The following is a 17,631-nucleotide window of genomic DNA, read 5'->3' on the forward strand; positions in this document are numbered from 1 at the left end:
CTTCAGGTTTAGATTTTACTTAATCCTTAAGGATATATTCAATCCTTCATACTGAAGGTTACTATAAGATTAGGAGTGCTTAACTTGCCTCCTTAGTGGCATGTCTTCTCTCCAAACCACAGGGCAAGTACCGGGGCACCGATTCAGCCTTTGACACGAACGAACTTGCTTGGCGCAACAGGTCGTCCTGGCTTGCCTCTTATCCACTTCCATCCAGGGAAACGAGAGAGGTTGTCTTCAATCTGCTTTTTCGGTTTTGCTCCGCTAATATTTATGCCTACCGCCTTAAGGTCTTCAGCCGTAACGATATCAGCCTCAGTTTCTGAAAGATGAGCTTGAATGGCCCCCAGGCGACCACGAACATACTTGTTCGGCTCATAGGGCTTGCCGTCGATAGTCTTGAGCTGAATGCCGGGTAATAGGATTGGCAGAAGATTGTAGAAGATCTCACCGTCGATCATGCAGTATAGCTCCATAGAGTCAGCTAGAGCGACACCGCCGACATCTGACACATTTCGACACGACCCGCGAGCAACCATCTGCTTGAAGAAACGCGAATGGTGCAGTTCTTCCAATTGGCGCATTAGGCTACCTCTAGTATTTTGTCCCCTCTCTAGCTCCTCCGCAGTCATTTCTTCAACGCCGCTGTGACCATAGTAATCCGCAAGGTAAGCATCCTTCGGAAGGTGATGCTCCCCGGCAATGACGACCTTGGTGCAATCCCGATACTCATTTGAGCCGACGTCCACCCCCCAGTAGGTGGTTTTCACTTCGGGCGCAGCCTTCTGTGCGTGCTTTACGAGGTCTTTATTTGTTATCAGTAGCGTGTTTTCGCCATCAGTGCCGCAGACGTCACGTACCGCATTTGAGAATAGTCTGACCTGATCTGGATCGGATAAGATTTCTTTCTTGTACTTTGAGACGCCTGAGGGACGTGGAACGAGGTACGCCGTCACTTGGGAGTAATCAACTTCAGGTCCGTCTCGGCTGATCGGTCCAGTGGCATGTGGCGCAAATTGATAGCCCTCGTAGGGAGCTGTGGCGCTGAATATAATCGCATGCTCTTGGTACGGCAGGGAATACTGGAACCAATGCCATGCGACATGCCGCCGATTGGATTGAAACGCTGTTCCTCGATGGATCATCTCTGCAAGAAGCTTGATCTTCTCGCCAGCCGCCGTGCGTGGTGAGCAGTCTCGCACCTTATCTACCCATTCAGGGATTCCAATCGGCGTGAGTCCGTCTTCTGATTGCGATGAGGCCCAAGCGTCAGCTTCCTTGAATACTGCGCCATTGACACCGACCTTCGCCTCTTGCTCGAAGGCCTGTCTGAAATGACTGCCATAGACGTAGTCTGACTTCACTGGACCAGGGTCCTCATCAATCAGAACCAAGTCTCTAGCACCAATCCAGCCTTCAGCTTCCTTGCCGCAGTTGTGGGTTACGATAAGGACCCGCTTTTTTACTGCCTCGGACTTTGTGAACCAGACTGACGGATCAAACCTAGGGTCTTTCTCAGCCTTATCTGGGTCATGGGTTTGCGTCCAAACCCCAACCTCGCCCGGACAAAGGTCTTCCATGGCTTGATACATTTGGTCAGCATCCAGCTTGGTTGGCACCATAATCAGAACCGTCGTGTCCTTCGGCAGCCGGGGTATTGCCTTCTGAAAGCCCGTCGTCTTTCCCAACCCAGTGTCAGCCGCAAAGAACATCAGCCGACCGGGGTTAGCCAGACGCTGAAGAATGCGCTGGTACACTTCCTCTTGGACCGCCTCGAGCAGTCCAACGGCAGGGATTTCGATCGCTTCGACCTCGTTGATCCAGTAGTCGTGTGCACTGTAAATCTTCATTGTGCGTTACCTCACTTTCTTCCTAAACCGCATCGAATGCTCGCCGTCGCTTTCAGCAACTTCGCGGCACGCCCACCATTCTAACGTGTGGTCGTTAACGAAAACCTTGGTCTCACCCCTCACAAAATGGATCGAGGTATTTGGCGCTTGGCCCTCAAAGATGTAGCCACGGCAGATTTCGCAGCAGCTACGGCTACCAGTGGAGTTAAGGTCATGGGTTAGGGACTCCGTAGACCGGGGTATTTGCCCTTCTGAGCGGCCTTTGGACTCTCCCGAGGGAGTAGGTACCGGAGAGGCACTAAGAAGCCTATGCATGCGGATGGTCATTACCATTGCGAGTACTCCTCTCCGACGAGAGGCAGGCGCATTCTATACGGACCTAACTCAGTTTCTTGCAGGCAGCGGTTGCAGTAGGTGTACTGAAAACCGTGATTGTTGATGTGAGGCTTGCCAGCGTTACAGCGGATACAGTTTCTATGGGTCCATTGCTTGGACATGGTTTGAATACCTTTCAAAAAAAGTTCGAACTCCCCCGGCATCATCCGAGAGGGAGCTAATAGGTTTGAGGTTTCTGGCTGGGGCTAGGACCGGTTTGAGAGCCGCGGTTTCGGAAGTCGAAATATGACTTCGTATATAATTAGTATATCACATAAATGCACATATGTCAAGCAAAAAGTACTGATAGTGCACAAATGCACATACAGGAAGGAGCAACTTCAGACTCTTAGCAAGGGGCGGCGTACGCAAGGCTTGGACTATTTTTATGGGACTTCCTCGAAGCCTCAATGGATGTATCAAGCGGTAAGGATTGCAGAAATCTCCTTAGCAGGCGACCTTTGGTGCCCACCAAGTTACATCTGACATTGCAATGGACATTACATCCGACATTACGCGTCAATATAAGTATTTGTTTTTAATTGCTTTTAGATTTCTGAGAGGAGTCCGGTACTCGCCTCCATTTCTTTCCAAATCATAGAGTTATTATTCGGATGTGAGTGCAGTGCAGAGTGTTACACGAAACTAAATCCCACGCCTTGATAATCTCAGTATATCAATAATCTAGAGGATATCTGAAGTTCTGGTCTGCAGAACGAAAACGGAAATGCCAACAAAGTTCTGTATGCAAGGTAGCGACCTAAGGTCTCCTGAGAAATCACCCATCAGTTCGTGACCAAAGGGGTCAATGTATCTCTTCGAGGGTTTGCGTCTTGCTGCCAGTTTTCAATCACTTCGAAACGGTGAACCAGCATGATGGCCTCCAACAGCAAGCTATCACGCGCAATGAATGCCGCGGTTAGCTCGAGAACAACAATTGTGATCAAGGTGACGATTGACGGTAGCAGTCTGCCCACGAAGAATCCTGCCATCATGAACACATAGTCCGAAACCGCATTCAGAACTGAGTCACCGATATAACCTTGGTTGATCGTCGTGTCGCGAAATTGGTCCAAGACAAAATCCGTGTGCTCAACGAGTTCCCAAGCAGTACCGGTTGATATGGCAATCGCAAATAGTGCGCCGAATGAGATCTTCGGAAAAACAAGCCTTGCCAACGGCGCTATCATCAAACCATGAACTATGTGGCTCAGAGTATACCAGTCAGCGATGTGTTGTGAGTTGCCGCTCGACCAGATGGACCCGACCCAGAGGTCAATTTCACCGCAAGTGCAGATGAGCGGTTGTCCCCAAAACCAGAGCGTTGAAGTGATGAGCAATCCACCAAGGAATGTAGCTAGGGCAAGTACTCGATAATCGGTCATTTGATCCTGTCGCTTTCTTTTTTGCTGCTGGCTGCTTCTAAAAGAGCACATCCGTCTGCCATAAGGGGTGGAATTCGGTACGCTTGGTTTTCTGGGCGCGCACCGACGGTAAAATTCGCGAAATTGCTAGGTTCGGGTCATCTTTCGGCATCACGCGGGTGGCAATGAAAGCCGATTGGGAGAATTTCCTGCGCGTTCTGGCGCAGGCTGCGCCCTTCGATGAAGAATGCCGGGACATACTGCCATGCCCCGGCACCCGTGTCTTTTAAGAAATCTCTGTCGAACTTGCTTCAGCAAGCAGTCGTTCAGTTTGCGCGTCTTCAATCTTGTTGTGCAGTCGCGCGCTCTCTTCGGTGTCGCGAAGCGACTTCGAAATAGATACGGTTGAACTGACCAACATGATTGCGGCCATGGCGTAAAAACCCTTGGCAGCAAAGCTTGCATCCAGATTGTAGATACCGCCGGCCATTAGCGAACCTGCCAGCAAAAACTGACCGTAGGTGAAGTAGTTCCAGGCAACCGATGGTTTGTTGATATATGCATTCATGATCTTGGTCCTTCTCTGAAGTGATTTGTGAATTGGGTCTTCGAATTGGTGGACGTCTTGGCGCCCTAGTCAGCGGCCTTCTTTTTCAACCGCTCCAGCACCGATGTTCCGTCTGGATTTAGTGAGGTGCCGCATCCATCTTCAGCTAGGCGTTTGACAAGATCGTCCGCATTGTCAGCCACCGAAAGCTCGACCAATGCATCAGCTGTCGCCTCTGCGTGCTCTTGCCGCTCCTGCAATCGCTTTAAGGTAAATTCGGCATCCTTGAGATCGTTCATAATGCCGGATGGCATTGAGCCGCTCAGTCGCTGAGCTTTGTCCTTGGCTTCCGCCAAGTGCTGCCCTTGTTTCATTTCGCGGAGGCAACCTTCGCTTTCTGCAAGGCACGCCTTCAAACGAACGATCTGCGTTTCGTAGGTCGTCACTGCATTTCTTGTCGTATCACGCTCAATTTCGAGCCGTGCGATGGCATCAGCTGCTTCGCTTGCGAGATCTTCGCGTTCTTTTGCCAAAGCGTCCAACGCCCGCGTTTCAAGGTCAGCGATCTGTGCCTCAATCCGAGTTAGAGCCGCCTTCTCGCGCTCGGCATAAGCCATAACGACCGCAACAGATTTACGGGATTTGGCGACGCCTTTTGCTGCGTCGCGCATTTGCTGTCGCAGGAGCGTCATGGCGTTCGCATCAAGCACCGACGTTGAGCTGTCAGTGACGTGGCCACGAGCCAAGGTCATAAATTGTTTAAACATTGTAGCGCCTTTCCATTTGTGAACGTTGTTCATGCAATACACCTAAGAGAGTTATGAACGCTGTTCAAGCTATTTTATGAACATTGTTCATTATTCTTCGGATTAGCGAAGACTTAACCTGTCGAATGAGCCTGCTGACTTAACCGAATTCGGGAGTCGAAATGCATGAAATCCAAATCAAATACTTGTTTTAAATGGAAATATTCAAAGACGACCCAATCTTTCTTCTGCCACAGAATACCTTTCGAGACGGCACGCCTCGAGTCTAATCTATTTTCCGATTGCGATGGAAAGGACGCCGAATTCCTACCGTGCCCCGACCATTTTGACCTCAGAATAACTCTATTTTGCTCTCAGGGCTTGGAATGATTCGGATTGTCAGCCCTGTAGGTTCAAACGCCTATCTGGGCTCTTTGTCGGTCAGAACTGCTGAAAAACGACCCTTCTTGCACCGCACAAAAGTGAGCCGCAACGAAACGGTCATGACGACGAGCACAGTCTCCGCGAAACAGACCAAAGCACGTCTAAAAGCAATTGCTCCGCTTAATTCTCGCTAATCGTTCAGATCGTACATATGTTCAGAGTTCAGGAATTTTAGGAGTGGTGGTTCGTGAAACGAATATTGAAGTGGTCCGGAGCCGTGACTCTCTTTACCTTGATTGGGGCCGCGGCGGTTTTGTTGTTGGGACCTGTCCCTCAAGTTTACCTAACCCCGCAATTCAATGACGAGACTATCGGTGACAATCTTGATGCCTGGCTTGAGGAACAAGAGCGAGCTTTTCCAGGCATAATACAGGGCACAGAAAAACAAATTGTTTGGGCTGGACCCAAGGGGGTCAAAACGCCTTTGGCTGTCGTTTACCTGCATGGTTTTTCCGGAACCTCTGTCGATATCAGCCCCGTTCATGATGTGGTCGCGCGAGAACTTGGCGCAAATCTGTATTACTCCCGACTGAGTGGGCACGGTCTCGACGGGCCTGCCCTGGGTGCAGCCACACCAGAAAGCTGGGTCCGAGATACGGCGGAGGCGCTCGCGATTGGGCGCCGGATAGGTGAAAAAGTGTTGGTGATCGGGACCTCAACAGGTGGAACCCTTGCCACGATCTCGGCATTAGACTCCACACTTTCGAAAGATATCAGCGGGGTTGTTCTGATCTCGCCGAATTTTCGAATGAAACCGACGAATGCCCGAATTCTTGACCTTGGCTTTGCCCCGATATGGGCTCCGTTACTGACCGGACCGGAGTATGCCAGCACACCAACCTCTGAAGACCATGCGAAGTATTGGACAAATCCGTATCCAATCTCTGCCCTATTCAATGTCGCCACGTTGCTTCGCGCGACGAAGTCACTGGACCCGACCAAAACCAACCTGCCCTTACTGGTTCTCTATTCGCCGGACGACCAGGTAGTTGATGTCTCCTATACCAAGTCCTTTCTTGAGAACTGGGGTGGGCCTTCTCGCTGGGAGGCTCGAAAGATGACGACCGAAGATGACCCACGCTCGCACATGATTACAGGGGATATCAGAAGCCCAGCGCAGACAGACTCTACCATTGCGCTTATCTTGGACTGGGAAGCCGGACTGGAGAACTAGTTGTAGTCATTTATTGGAAATCATCTCTTATCTTCCGGAAGTGGCAACATGGCTTCCGCCAGCTCAAAATCAGATTTCTTGTCCACGTCCATTCCCATCCCGGGAAACTCCGAAACATAGACCCCAACATTTCTGCCTATGCGCTCTGACAACTGCTCCTCGACTTGGTCAAAAGAACAGTCCTCGATGCCCATAGCGCGCAGCAAACCTTGCGGGTCCTTGCGATTTTTTCTGAGATCTCCAAAGAGATGTAAACCACTCAGAAGATTGCTGAATTTTTTGACGTAATAGATGGTCGTCCCAGTATAGTGCTTACCGTCAATGGGTATGTAGGTGCGTTTGGCCGAGATCGCATGCTTTTCGTAGGTTTCTCTTTCAACGTAATGAAGAACCACATCATGGTTTCCACTTTGAATGTTGGAAATTGCGTCTTTGATTGCATCCGGCGTTAGAAAGACGGCGTCACAGAATGAAACCACATAGCCTGCATGATCAGAATTGTGACGATAGAACTTCCAGCGAATATAGGCGATGCCGCGCAATATGTTGCGCCCAAGATTGCTTGAGCTTTCGATCCGCCGATCAACAAATTGCATGCAAGGCAGCGCGTCGAGTTCACTGGACCCAACCACGACGATTTTATCTATACAGTCCGATGCCCGAAACGCTTCGACAACCCATTCCAGCATGGGCTTGCCGTGAATGGGGAGCAACGCCTTGTTTTCACAGCCAAAAGCGTCCGTAAGCGGCCCCCTTTCTCCGCCAGCTAGGATTATCAGGTTATTCTTTTTCATACTTCAGTATTCTCTTGTTGATGGTCAGGCGTTCTAAAGCGGATTGATCGACAGTTACGCCTAGCCCTGGCGTTTTCTCGCTGGCCGAGACACTGCCACGTTTCATAGCAGGACCGCCTTCGGTGAAGGACGAACCATGCAACAAGCGGTGGGAATAGCCCTGGATGTAAAGTCGGTCAGGATTGGCGCAGCCGAAAAAGTACCCCGCAGCTGCCAGAATGGGAGACTCGCCCACCATCGCTCCAATGCCAAACTTCAGCGCATCGGGTTTGTTCTCCACCATAGTGGACGCCAAACTATAACCACCTAACTTGGACAGCCGGATATTAAGAATGTCAGCAGCGCCAGTCTCGATAATCCGCTTGTAGCTTTTGGGAGAGATGAGAGATTCATCAAGGATGAGCGGTATGGAAATCTCGTTTCTCAGCTTGGCATATCGCTCGAAGTGGGCGCGCAGCATGCTCCCATCCCGATCTACTTGTTGTTCATCAACCGCTTCGTCCGTCGGCATAGGGATATGCAACGGTTCCTCAATCCCCCAAACACCAAGCGCGGCAAGAGCTTCGATCTTGCTGGGCGCTTGATCCGCGCTCCACGCGCCATTCGCGTCCGCATAGACCGACACGTCGTTGCCCATGAAACTCTTTATTGTGCGCAACCGACTTGCATCATGCTCGTCACCGACCTTGAGCTTGAATGCGCGTATGCCGCTCAGTCGATAGACGGACAGAAGGGCAAGCAGCTTGGCTTTGCTGCTCAGCCCGATCGAGGCCGTATAACTGACAGGTGTGCTCTGCACCCCAAAATACGCACCCATATCCTGTTGATTTGAAACCGCCAGGCAATCGTGAAGCGCCAAGTCCAAAGTTGCAAAGGCGCACGATGGAAACGGCTCTGACCACTCGGCCGCGAGACCGTTCATACAGTCTTGAATGTCCCGAAAGGATGAAAAGTGCCTGCCCAGGAGTTTCTTTCCAAGTCTTTCTGCATCCCGTAGTGCACTCTGAGCAGTTTCCCCGGTAACGTAATTTCGAGGAACGGCCTCTCCCAAACCTGAATGGCCTTCCCCATCCTCAATCCGACAAATGACCGAATAGACTTCACTATGCGTCTTTCGCTTGTGACCATAGGAAACACGAAAGGGGAGCCGGATCAGGTTAATTTCAATACGTTGGACGATCATAGCCTGCCACCGAATAAGAACAGCGAGATGCAAACCAGATAGACACCAAGTAGCCTTTTGATGGTCCTTTCCGGCACTCTGTTTGCCCATGTCGCTGCGACGAGTGCGCAAGGCACGGAACTCGCGAGAATGACAAGAACCGGCCAAATGAAGAGGTTGCCTTCAACATAGCTGAGCCCGATCAGCGGAACACATGTGACGACCGTTACCAACAAAGATAGCATCAGCGCCTGATGGTAAGAATAGCCAAACAGTACGACCAGGCCGATCGTGATGAATATCGCCCCTCCACCGCCAAACACACCGATCATGCCGCCAGCCAAAAATGCCAGGGTGCTCAACAAATATGCAGGCGTTCGCACCAGTTGATGGTCCTGCTTCCCGACACTTGTAACCAAATAGAGACCCGCCAGGAACATGAACCCTGTAAGCGCTAATCCAAGAGTGTCTCCGCCAAGGTTTCTTGCGAGAAAAAGAAAGCTCGCAACCCCGCCAAGGCTCGCGGGGGCTGCTATCGCCAGAATATCATGTTTAGCCGGCCTGTTCTTTCGCAGGAATGGAAGAATGGCGAATGTGGCGTTTACCCCTGCGATTGCGAATGTCGTGGCAACGATCTGTTGGGCAGGAGTTTTCAATGCAAGCAAAACTGAAATCAGTACGGACATCCCGGAAGCACCCGTAAGGCCAGTCAGTCCGCCGGTCGCAATTCCGAGCGCAAGCTGCACAAGGAGAGGTATTTCGCTCAGGTCCTTCATGGACCCAATCTCATATCTTTGGCCGCTGTTCGTGGCCAATTGTAAACGCCACCACAAGGGCGCAAGTCCCGCTTGGAAGTCAAACCCTTGCGCAACAGATATGCACCAAAGCCAATCGTAGAAGCGGCTGGCCGAGCCCTTCGAAACATCGCGGCGAAATAGTCAATCGCCAGGCCAATTTGCTTCAACCGATTGACCCGGCATCCAAACCAAAAGGTTTCTTCCGGAAGATCTAGGATAGCGTGATCAAGCCAAGCCAAGACAAAATGCTCGCTCCCCATATGGTCAAAGGGAACAGATTGGTTATCATCACCGCCAAAGAACCAAGATCCTTTGCTATTCTTGACAGTTCGTGTCTTTCAGTCCCGATCCGGTCAATCGTGGCTTCAATGGCAGAGTTTAGGATTTCTACAATTATCAGCAGTAGAATTGAGCCAATAAGTAGGCCCATATGAGCAAGCGAATTCCCTATCCAAAAGGCCAATGGAAATGACAAACCCAAGACTATGACTTCTTGTCTAAAGGCTTCCTCCCGCTGCCAAATATCCTGAAAGCCGGCTACTGAATTTCGATAGGCCGCAATCAATCGGTTGATGCCCGACGGCGTCTCTTTTTTCATAGTGTTGTTGCCTATCTAATTATTTGGCTTGGCCCGTAGTAAGGTCGTAACACCGCAACATACCAATAACTATGTATTTTCGAGTTTCACCCAGTGTCGAACGCTGCGGTCAGATCGCGCACAACACAAACGAGATCGACCACGCGGTAGGCATCCAGCTTTGTTTCGTAGAATAAATCAATGAGCAGGTAATCTTGGCCAACAATACAGTATGGATGCCCAGCCGAGCATTGGTTTGGACATTACGGCGGACATTACGGACCCTTATATCTATTTGTTTTTATTATATTATTTTTCATCTGGAAGGTCCCGGTACTTGGCTCCAAGTTTCCCAAATCAAACCGCAAACAGCCGCTCCTGCAGCCAATTTGCCTCGACTGGCCAAATCCGTTCCGGGCAATTCGTCGCACAGTATACCACGGTATGCTGAAAATGGTCGACGGCGGGGGAAAATCCTATTATGCAACGCCCAATCACATCTTGCGGGGAGGTTACCCATGACCGAGCAAACAGGTTCCGACATCATTTATACCAAAGTCGACGAAGCGCCAGAACTGGCGTCGGCGTCGCTTTTGCCAATTATTCGCGCCTTTGCGGGGGCTGCAGACGTCAGCTTTGGCACCAAGGATATCTCGCTTGCCGGTCGCATCATCGCGGCGTTTCCAGAAGGTCTGAGCGAGGCGCAAAGACAGCCCGATGACTTGGCGGAACTTGGTGAACTGGTGAAGTCTCCCGATGCGAACGTCATCAAATTGCCGAACATCTCGGCATCGGTGCCGCAACTTGTTGCCGCCGTGAAAGAGCTTCAGTCGCAGGGATACGCCCTGCCCGACTATCCCGAAGACCCTCAGACCGACGCCGAAAAAGCCGTGCGTGCACGCTTCGATGCAATCAAAGGCTCGGCGGTTAACCCTGTCTTGCGCGAAGGCAACTCGGACCGCCGCGCCGCTGTTGCGGTCAAGAACTACGCCAAGGCGAACCCACACCGGATGGGGGCCTGGTCGAAAGACAGCAAGACCAAAGTCTCGTCCATGAAGGGTAACGACTTCTTTTCAAACGAGAAATCCTCGACAATCACCGATTCCCAGGCCGGAGCCGCGAAAATTGAATTCACCCATGCCACTGGCGCGGCGACCGTTCTGAAAGGCGACTTCCAACTGCCGAAAGGCACGGTTGTCGACACGACCTTCATGTCCGTCAAAGCACTCGGCAAATTCCTCGCCGAACAGATCGAAGAGACAAAGGCTGACGGGACGCTGTTCTCGCTGCACCTCAAAGCGACGATGATGAAAGTCTCGGACCCGATCATCTTTGGCCACGCGGTGCGCGCCTTTCTTGCGCCCGTCTTTGAAAAGCACGGCCCCGCCCTCGACGCCGCAGGTGTGAACCCTAACTCGGGCCTCGGTGCCGTTCTCGATCGCATCGCCGAGATGCACAACAGCGCCGAAATCGAAGCCGACATTGCCGCCGTTATGGCCACGCGCCCGCCGATGTATATGGTGAATTCCGACAAGGGCATCACCAACCTGCACGTCCCGTCCGACGTCATCATCGACGCCTCGCTTCCCGCTGTGATCCGCGCCGGTGGTAAGGGCTGGGGGCCGGACGGAAACGAAGGCGACACGAATTGCGTCGTGCCGGACAACTCCTATGCGCCTGTTTACGAAGAAACCGTAAACTACTTCAAGGAAACCGGCGCGCTTGACCCGTCGACCTCTGGCACCGTGCAAAACATTGGTTTGATGGCACAAAAAGCCGAGGAATATGGCTCGCACCCGACCACGTTTGAAATTCCCGCCGCCGGTACCGTTACGTTGACCGCCGCAAACGGCGACGTCATCCACACCCACAACGTCGAAGCCGGCGACATCTGGCGGGCTGCTTCGACCAAAGAAGCGCCGATCCGTGACTGGGTGAACCTCGCAATCTCGCGCCAGAAGGCCGAGGGCTGTCAGGCCGTGTTCTGGCTGGACGCCAACCGCGCCCATGACGCCGAATTGATCGCCTATGTGACGCCGATGCTCGAGGCTGCAGGCGTCGCCGACAAGTTCCAGATCCTCGCCCCACGGGAAGCCACGCGTCTGGCGCTTGAGACGATCCGCAAGGGCGAAAACTCTATCGCCATCACGGGCAACGTGCTGCGTGACTACTTGACCGACCTCTTCCCGATCCTGGAGCTTGGCACATCTGCCAAGATGCTTTCGATCGTGAAACTTATGAATGGTGGCGGGCTGTTTGAAACGGGTGCAGGCGGCTCGGCTCCAAAGCACGTTCAGCAGTTGGTGGAAGAAAACCACCTGCGCTGGGACTCGCTTGGGGAATTCTGCGCGCTTGGCGAAAGCCTGAAGTTTCTCGGCGAAACAAAAGACAACGCCCGCGCGCGCATCATAGGTGAAGCCGTCGATGCCGCCACGCAAGGCATTCTTGACAATAACAAATCGCCCGGCCGCAAGGTCGGCCAGACCGACAACCGCGACAGCCATTTCTATTTCGCGCTGTATTGGGCCAAGGCACTGGCGGCGCAGTCCGATGACGCCGATCTGGCCGCACACTTTGCCCCGATTGCCAAGACGCTGGCGGAAAACGAAGACAAGATCACCGCAGAACTGGCCGCCGTTCAGGGCGCGCCTGCCGATCTTGGCGGGTATTTCCACACGGATGCGGCCAAAACGACCGCCGTAATGCGGCCCTCGCCGACGCTGAATGCGATCATCGGCTGAGCCGACAAGTCGTCCAAAGACCCGGGCCATCCCATCAGGGGTGGCCCTTTTGGTTGAAATCTCTGGTCATTTGCTTGTTTTGAAGCGCGTTTCGGTGTCTTAGTCGCGCCAGCAAAAGTTAACGCTCGCCGCGGCCGGATGTGTTCGACGGGTGAAAAAGGGACCGATGAAAATGAGCCATGAAACACGACGGGCATTGGTGACGGGCAGTGCCGGTTTCATCGGATACCACCTTTGCAAAGAGCTTCTGGACGCGGGTTTCGAAGTGATCGGCTTCGATGGCATGACCGATTACTATGACGTAAATCTGAAACGTCGCCGCCATCAGAACCTGCTTCAAAACCCAGCGTTTCGTGCCACCGAAGCCCGGCTGGAAGACTTGGACGCCCTGAGAGAAACCTTTGAGGACGCACGCCCTGACATCGTCATTCACCTCGCGGCGCAAGCCGGTGTCCGCTACAGCCTCGAAAATCCACGCTCCTACGTTGAAACCAATATTCTCGGCACGTTCAATCTGTTGGAGTGCGCGAAAGAGGCAGCGCCGCAGCACCTTCTCATGGCGTCCACATCGTCGGTTTACGGAGCAAACACCGACATGCCTTTCGTCGAAACTCACATGACGGATACGCCGCTCACCCTCTACGCCGCAACCAAAAAGTCCAATGAAAACATGGCGCACGCCTATGCCCACCTCTGGGGTCTGCCTATCACGATGTTCCGGTTCTTCACCGTCTACGGCCCTTACGGCCGCCCCGATCTGGCCCTGTTCAAATTCGCCAAAGCCGCCCTCGAAGGCCGTCCAATCGACGTCTACAACCACGGCAACATGTCGCGCGATTTCACCTACGTCAGCGACCTTGTGAAGGCCGTGCGCCTGCTTATCGACGCTGCTCCGGAACCGGTTGACGCGCGCACGACACCCATCGAAGGCGACACCCTGAGCCCCGTCGGCCCGCACCGCGTCGTCAATATCGGCAACGGCCAAAATGTGCCCCTGATGGACTTCATTTCAGAGATCGAACGGTCCCTAAGCATGGAAATCGAGAAGAACTTCATGGACATGCAAATGGGCGACGTCCCCGGCACGTGGGCCAATTCCGACCTGCTGGAAAGGCTGACCGGCTATCGCCCAGACACGCCCGTGTCCGAAGGCATCGATCGTTTTATCGAGTGGTATCTGGACTATTATGACGTGAAACGTAGTTAACACGCCCCGCCCTTGCCGAGATCACACGACCCGCACCTGAAGTTCGCCAAGGCCCTCGATGGTCATCTCCATCACATCGCCACGCTGCACCGGCCCAACGCCCGACGGTGTGCCGGACAGGATCACATCCCCTGCGCCCAGATCGAAATACTCCGACAAATAAGCGATCATTTCCGGCACTTTCCAGATCATCTGATTAAGATCACCTTCCTGACACAACTGACTGTTAACACTCAGAGAAATACGACCCGAATTCGGATGCCCCACGTCCGAAACCCGGTGCAGCGGGCCGCAAGGTGCCGAGCGCTCAAACGCTTTCCCGATCTCCCAAGGGCGCCCCATCTTCTTTTGGGCGCCCTGCAAATCGCGCCGCGTCATATCCAGCGACAAGCCATAACCAAACACGTGATCCAGCGCATCAGCCACCGCAATATCGCGCCCGCCTGACGCCAAAGCGACCAGCATTTCCGCTTCGTGATGCACATCAGACGTCTTGGCCGGATAGGGAAACTCCCCCGAGGGATCGAGGTTTTCGGGGTTCTTCTGGAAGAAGAAAGGCGGTTCGCGGTCGGGATCGTGCCCCATTTCGATCGCATGTGCCGCATAGTTACGCCCGATGCAGTATACGCGCCGGACCGGGAACAACTCGCTCGTCCCGACAACGGGCAGCCCCACGCGCGCGGGCCCGGAAATGGCGTATCTCGTCATGGCAAACCTCCAGTCACACCGGACTAGCCCACCGCCTACTCCGCCGCAATGGGCGCGACATCGCTCGAACACACATCTGCGACTTTCACCCGCCGTTGTATCAACGCGAACATCGCGGGCGTGAAGTAGAACGACACCACCGCCGACAGCAGAACGCCCCCCGCGATGGCTACGGCAAACGGCGGCCAGAAGCCCCCGCCTGCGAAGATCAGCGGCAGGAAACCTCCGAAGGTCGTGATGGTCGTCGAGATGATGTGACGGCTCGATCCCGTCACCACATCTGCCATCGCCGCCCGGTCGCCAGCGTTGGCTTCGGCATTCCCCTGAAGCCCGGTCAAAATGATGATCGCCGCGTTGATCGACACCCCGATCGAGCCAATGACCCCGATGATCGAGTTGATTCCAAAGGGAAATTGCATGATCGCCAGCGACAGCATCGACAGCCCCGCCGATAGCACGCAGACCACCAAAGCCACTGCCGACAACCGGAACGAGTTGAATGTCAGCGCAATCGTCGCAATCGTCAACGTCACAATCAGACCTACCGAGGCGAGCAAATTGCCGACCGTGTTCGAGCGCGCATCGCTGTCTCCGCCCAGTTCCAGCCGATAGCCCGCAGGCACCTCAAATCCACGCTCCTCAAGCCCCGCAAAGATCGACTGCAGCGCTTCTTCCGGCAGCACATCCGGCACGATAAACGCCTGCACCGTGTTCATCCGTTCGCCATTGCGGCGCGTGATGACACTGGGCGCAGGTTCCAGAACCGGAGTCGCCAGCGCCGAAAGTGGCACAATCGGCAACGCGCCGGTGGCCGAGATCGCCGCCGCACCCGGCAACACCACCGGCATCTGTGCAATCGCCCCAAGGTCCGCGCGGAATGTCTCATCGAACCGCACCCGCACCGGCAACTGATCCGTGCCTTCCACCAGACTTCCGCCGCTCATCCCCACAAGACTCGCCTGCAACTGACTGGCAATCGAGGTCACATCAAACCCCAAAAGCCGCGCATTGGTTTCATCAATGTCAAAGCGCACCTGCGGCGCACCCCCCGTCACACCCGAACGCACCTGCGTGACCAGCGGCAGATCCGCCATCAACGCGCGCGCCTCGTCGCCGAGCGCACGTAACGTGCCCAGATCCGGCCCGACAATGCGTACTTCTACAGGCGCGGCAACAGGTGGGCCCTGAACCAGATTGCGCACAATGATCCGTGCCTCTGGGTAAAGCGTGTCCAGACGATCCTGCAATTCCGGCACCAGCCGCGCGGCATCTGCGTTCGTCTCCGTCGTCACCATCGCCTGGGCATATCCCGGCTCCTGACTGCGCCCACCGGTGATATTGTAGTAAAACGCAGGCCCCGATTTTCCCAAAGACCAATACGCCCGGTCAATCCCCGGCTCATCGCGCAACATCTCATCGACCGAACCCGCGACCTCTGCCGTCTGCGAAATCGCGGTGCCGGGTGGCATGTCAATTTCCAGGTGAAACTGGTCCCGCTCAACGCCCGGGAAAAACTGCGCCGTCAACGTTGGAAAGGCCGCGAAACCCATCACCGGCAGAATAAGCGACAAAGCTACGGATTTGATCGGATGGCGCACCGACCAATAGATCGAGGCGTGAAACAAGCGTCCCAAAGGCGGGATCGACAAACCGGACGATGTATCCGCTTTCAGAAACCAGCCGGCCAAAGCCGGCGTCACGGTCAAGGCGATCAACAGCGACCAGACCAACATCAACACCACCGCAATCGCAATCGCACCGACAAAGTCACCCGCCGGTCCCGGCAACAGGATCATCGGCGTGAAACTCAACGCTGTCGTCACGGTCGAGGCCAGCAAAGGCGCCGCCAATCGCCGCGTCGCCTCGCCAGCAGCCGTCTGCCGGTCCATGCCGCGCGCCAAGCGCTGCCGCACCTCGTCGACCATCACGATGGCCGCGTCCACCAACAGGCCCAGAGCCACAATCAGACCGGTTACCGACATCTGATGGATCGGCAACCCGATGAAGTTCATCGTCGCCAGGGTCGCAAGCGACACCACCGGCAAGACCAGCGCCACAATCGCCGCCGCCCGCACTCCCAGCGTGATAAACAAAACCGCCACCACAAGGCTGACACCGATGGCCATGTTTGTGCCAACTTCGGCCAGCCGGTCCGCCGTGTAAGTGCTCTGATCAAACAGCAACGTCTCGGAAATGCCCTGAGGCACCGCCGCCTGTCCTTCGGACAATTCGCTTCGCACGAACTCCATCCAGCGATCGATCTGCACGCCGTCCTGCGCCAGAACGCCGATCAGAACCGCAGGCCGCCCGTTCGCTATAGCCAGTTCGGCCGCCGGTTCGCGCGCGCCCCGCGTCACCTCGGCAATGTCCGTCACCGTCACCACAGCGCCCGTGTCGCTTTCGCGCAAAACGATACGCGACAAGCGGTCCAACGCATCAATCTCGCCCGAGATATTGATCGTCAGATCCGATTGCCCGCCTAACAAATGCCCTGCCTGAACCTTGCCATCAGCCGCCGCAATCCGCGCAGAAATCTCAGCCGGCGTCAGCCCCAAGGCCGCCGCTTTCACCTGATCTACCGTGACCAGAACTTCCTCTTCCGGTTCGCCGAACAAATCCACTGCGCGTGTCGACGGAATAGACCGCAACCGATCCGCCAGAGCCTCGGCATGGGCGTGTGCCAGTGTGATCGGCACGTCGTCGTGGTCTGCCGTCACCGAGATCACGGCCGAATAGGCGCTTATCCCTTCCGCGTTGAACTCGGGAGGCTGAACTCCCGCCGGGAAATCCCGCCGCGCGTCCTCCACCGCATCGCGTGCCTCGGACCAGACCTGTTCGATCGTGGCCTCGTCCAGCGTTTCCAACAACTCGACCGACACCACCGAAACGCCGGTACGCGACACCGAGGTGATGATGTTCACCTCGGAAATCTCTCGCAGTTCGTCCTCGATCTCGCTGGTCACCAGAGCCTCGACCCGCGCCGGATCAGCGCCCGGGAACGACGTGGTGACAACCGCGAAAATGTTGGTGATCGTCGGATCTTCTTGCCGTCCCAGCGACAAAAACGATGACAAGCCCGCCGAAATCAGCACCAAAAGGATCAGTGCGACCAACCTTGGCTGACGAAACGTTAGCGTTTCCATGT

13 protein-coding genes are annotated in these 17,631 nt (G+C 54.5%); 3 read left to right on the top strand and 10 right to left on the bottom strand.

From position 1 onward, the window contains the following. Nucleotides 1-143: 143 nt before the first annotated feature. From BOA8489_RS08680 to BOA8489_RS08705, 4 genes are all read right to left on the bottom strand, one after another. Nucleotides 144-1,850 (bottom strand): DEAD/DEAH box helicase family protein, encoded by a 1,707-nt coding sequence (locus BOA8489_RS08680; RefSeq protein WP_093973636.1) that lies wholly within the window; start codon nucleotides 1,848-1,850, stop codon nucleotides 144-146. Nucleotides 1,851-3,010: 1,160 nt separating this feature from the next. Continuing rightward, nucleotides 3,011-3,610 (bottom strand): DUF2585 family protein, encoded by a 600-nt coding sequence (locus BOA8489_RS08690; RefSeq protein WP_176440242.1) that lies wholly within the window; start codon nucleotides 3,608-3,610, stop codon nucleotides 3,011-3,013. Nucleotides 3,611-3,875: 265 nt separating this feature from the next. Then, nucleotides 3,876-4,157, bottom strand: a complete 282-nt coding sequence (locus BOA8489_RS08700) for a YiaA/YiaB family inner membrane protein (protein ID WP_093973640.1) — start codon at nucleotides 4,155-4,157, stop codon at nucleotides 3,876-3,878. 65 nt (nucleotides 4,158-4,222) lie between these two features. Beyond that, complete coding sequence (locus BOA8489_RS08705) at nucleotides 4,223-4,903, bottom strand: PspA/IM30 family protein (RefSeq protein ID WP_176440243.1); 681 nt, start codon at nucleotides 4,901-4,903, stop codon at nucleotides 4,223-4,225. A gap of 640 nt (nucleotides 4,904-5,543) precedes the next feature. Between BOA8489_RS08705 and BOA8489_RS08710 the strand changes: the two genes are divergently transcribed. Then, a complete protein-coding gene (locus BOA8489_RS08710) occupies nucleotides 5,544-6,500 on the top strand; it encodes an alpha/beta hydrolase (protein WP_176440244.1) in 957 nt (318 codons plus the stop codon). A 20-nt stretch (nucleotides 6,501-6,520) separates the two neighbouring features. On the opposite strand, the gene BOA8489_RS08715 is transcribed toward BOA8489_RS08710, so the two are convergent. The 4 genes from BOA8489_RS08715 to BOA8489_RS08730 all read right to left on the bottom strand — a co-directional run bounded on the left by BOA8489_RS08715 (nucleotide 6,521) and on the right by BOA8489_RS08730 (nucleotide 9,851). Further along, the gene (locus BOA8489_RS08715) at nucleotides 6,521-7,294 is read right to left on the bottom strand and encodes a nucleotidyltransferase family protein (protein ID WP_093973643.1); all 774 of its coding nucleotides are present in this window, start codon (nucleotides 7,292-7,294) and stop codon (nucleotides 6,521-6,523) included. Next, entirely contained in the window at nucleotides 7,281-8,477 is a 1,197-nt protein-coding gene (locus BOA8489_RS08720) for a mandelate racemase/muconate lactonizing enzyme family protein (RefSeq protein ID WP_176440245.1), read from the bottom strand. The genes BOA8489_RS08715 and BOA8489_RS08720 overlap by 14 nt, the downstream gene beginning before the upstream one ends. Then, nucleotides 8,474-9,232: a sulfite exporter TauE/SafE family protein gene (locus BOA8489_RS08725; RefSeq protein ID WP_093973645.1), complete on the bottom strand. Its 759-nt coding sequence runs from the start codon at nucleotides 9,230-9,232 to the stop codon at nucleotides 8,474-8,476. Before BOA8489_RS08725 ends, BOA8489_RS08720 begins: the two co-directional genes overlap by 4 nt. Before the next feature lie 232 nt (nucleotides 9,233-9,464). After that, nucleotides 9,465-9,851, bottom strand: coding sequence for a diacylglycerol kinase (locus BOA8489_RS08730; RefSeq protein WP_093973646.1), 387 nt, complete (start codon nucleotides 9,849-9,851; stop codon nucleotides 9,465-9,467). A 497-nt stretch (nucleotides 9,852-10,348) separates the two neighbouring features. Here BOA8489_RS08730 and BOA8489_RS08735 point away from each other — a divergent pair, with 497 nt between their 5' ends. Together BOA8489_RS08735 and BOA8489_RS08740 are read left to right on the top strand one after the other, a co-directional pair. After that, nucleotides 10,349-12,571: an NADP-dependent isocitrate dehydrogenase gene (locus tag BOA8489_RS08735; RefSeq protein ID WP_093973647.1), complete on the top strand. Its 2,223-nt coding sequence runs from the start codon at nucleotides 10,349-10,351 to the stop codon at nucleotides 12,569-12,571. Between the two features lie 172 nt (nucleotides 12,572-12,743). Beyond that, nucleotides 12,744-13,778 (top strand): NAD-dependent epimerase/dehydratase family protein, encoded by a 1,035-nt coding sequence (locus BOA8489_RS08740; RefSeq protein ID WP_093973799.1) that lies wholly within the window; start codon nucleotides 12,744-12,746, stop codon nucleotides 13,776-13,778. Nucleotides 13,779-13,799: 21 nt separating this feature from the next. On the opposite strand, the gene BOA8489_RS08745 is transcribed toward BOA8489_RS08740, so the two are convergent. Further along, entirely contained in the window at nucleotides 13,800-14,486 is a 687-nt protein-coding gene (locus BOA8489_RS08745) for a fumarylacetoacetate hydrolase family protein (protein WP_093973648.1), read from the bottom strand. Nucleotides 14,487-14,521: 35 nt separating this feature from the next. Next, a complete protein-coding gene (locus tag BOA8489_RS08750; protein ID WP_093973649.1) occupies nucleotides 14,522-17,629 on the bottom strand; it encodes an efflux RND transporter permease subunit in 3,108 nt (1,035 codons plus the stop codon). Nucleotides 17,630-17,631 lie beyond the last annotated feature (2 nt).

The sequence above is a fragment of the Boseongicola aestuarii genome (genome assembly GCF_900184815.1).
Taxonomy (GTDB): Bacteria; Pseudomonadota; Alphaproteobacteria; order Rhodobacterales; family Rhodobacteraceae; genus Boseongicola; species Boseongicola aestuarii.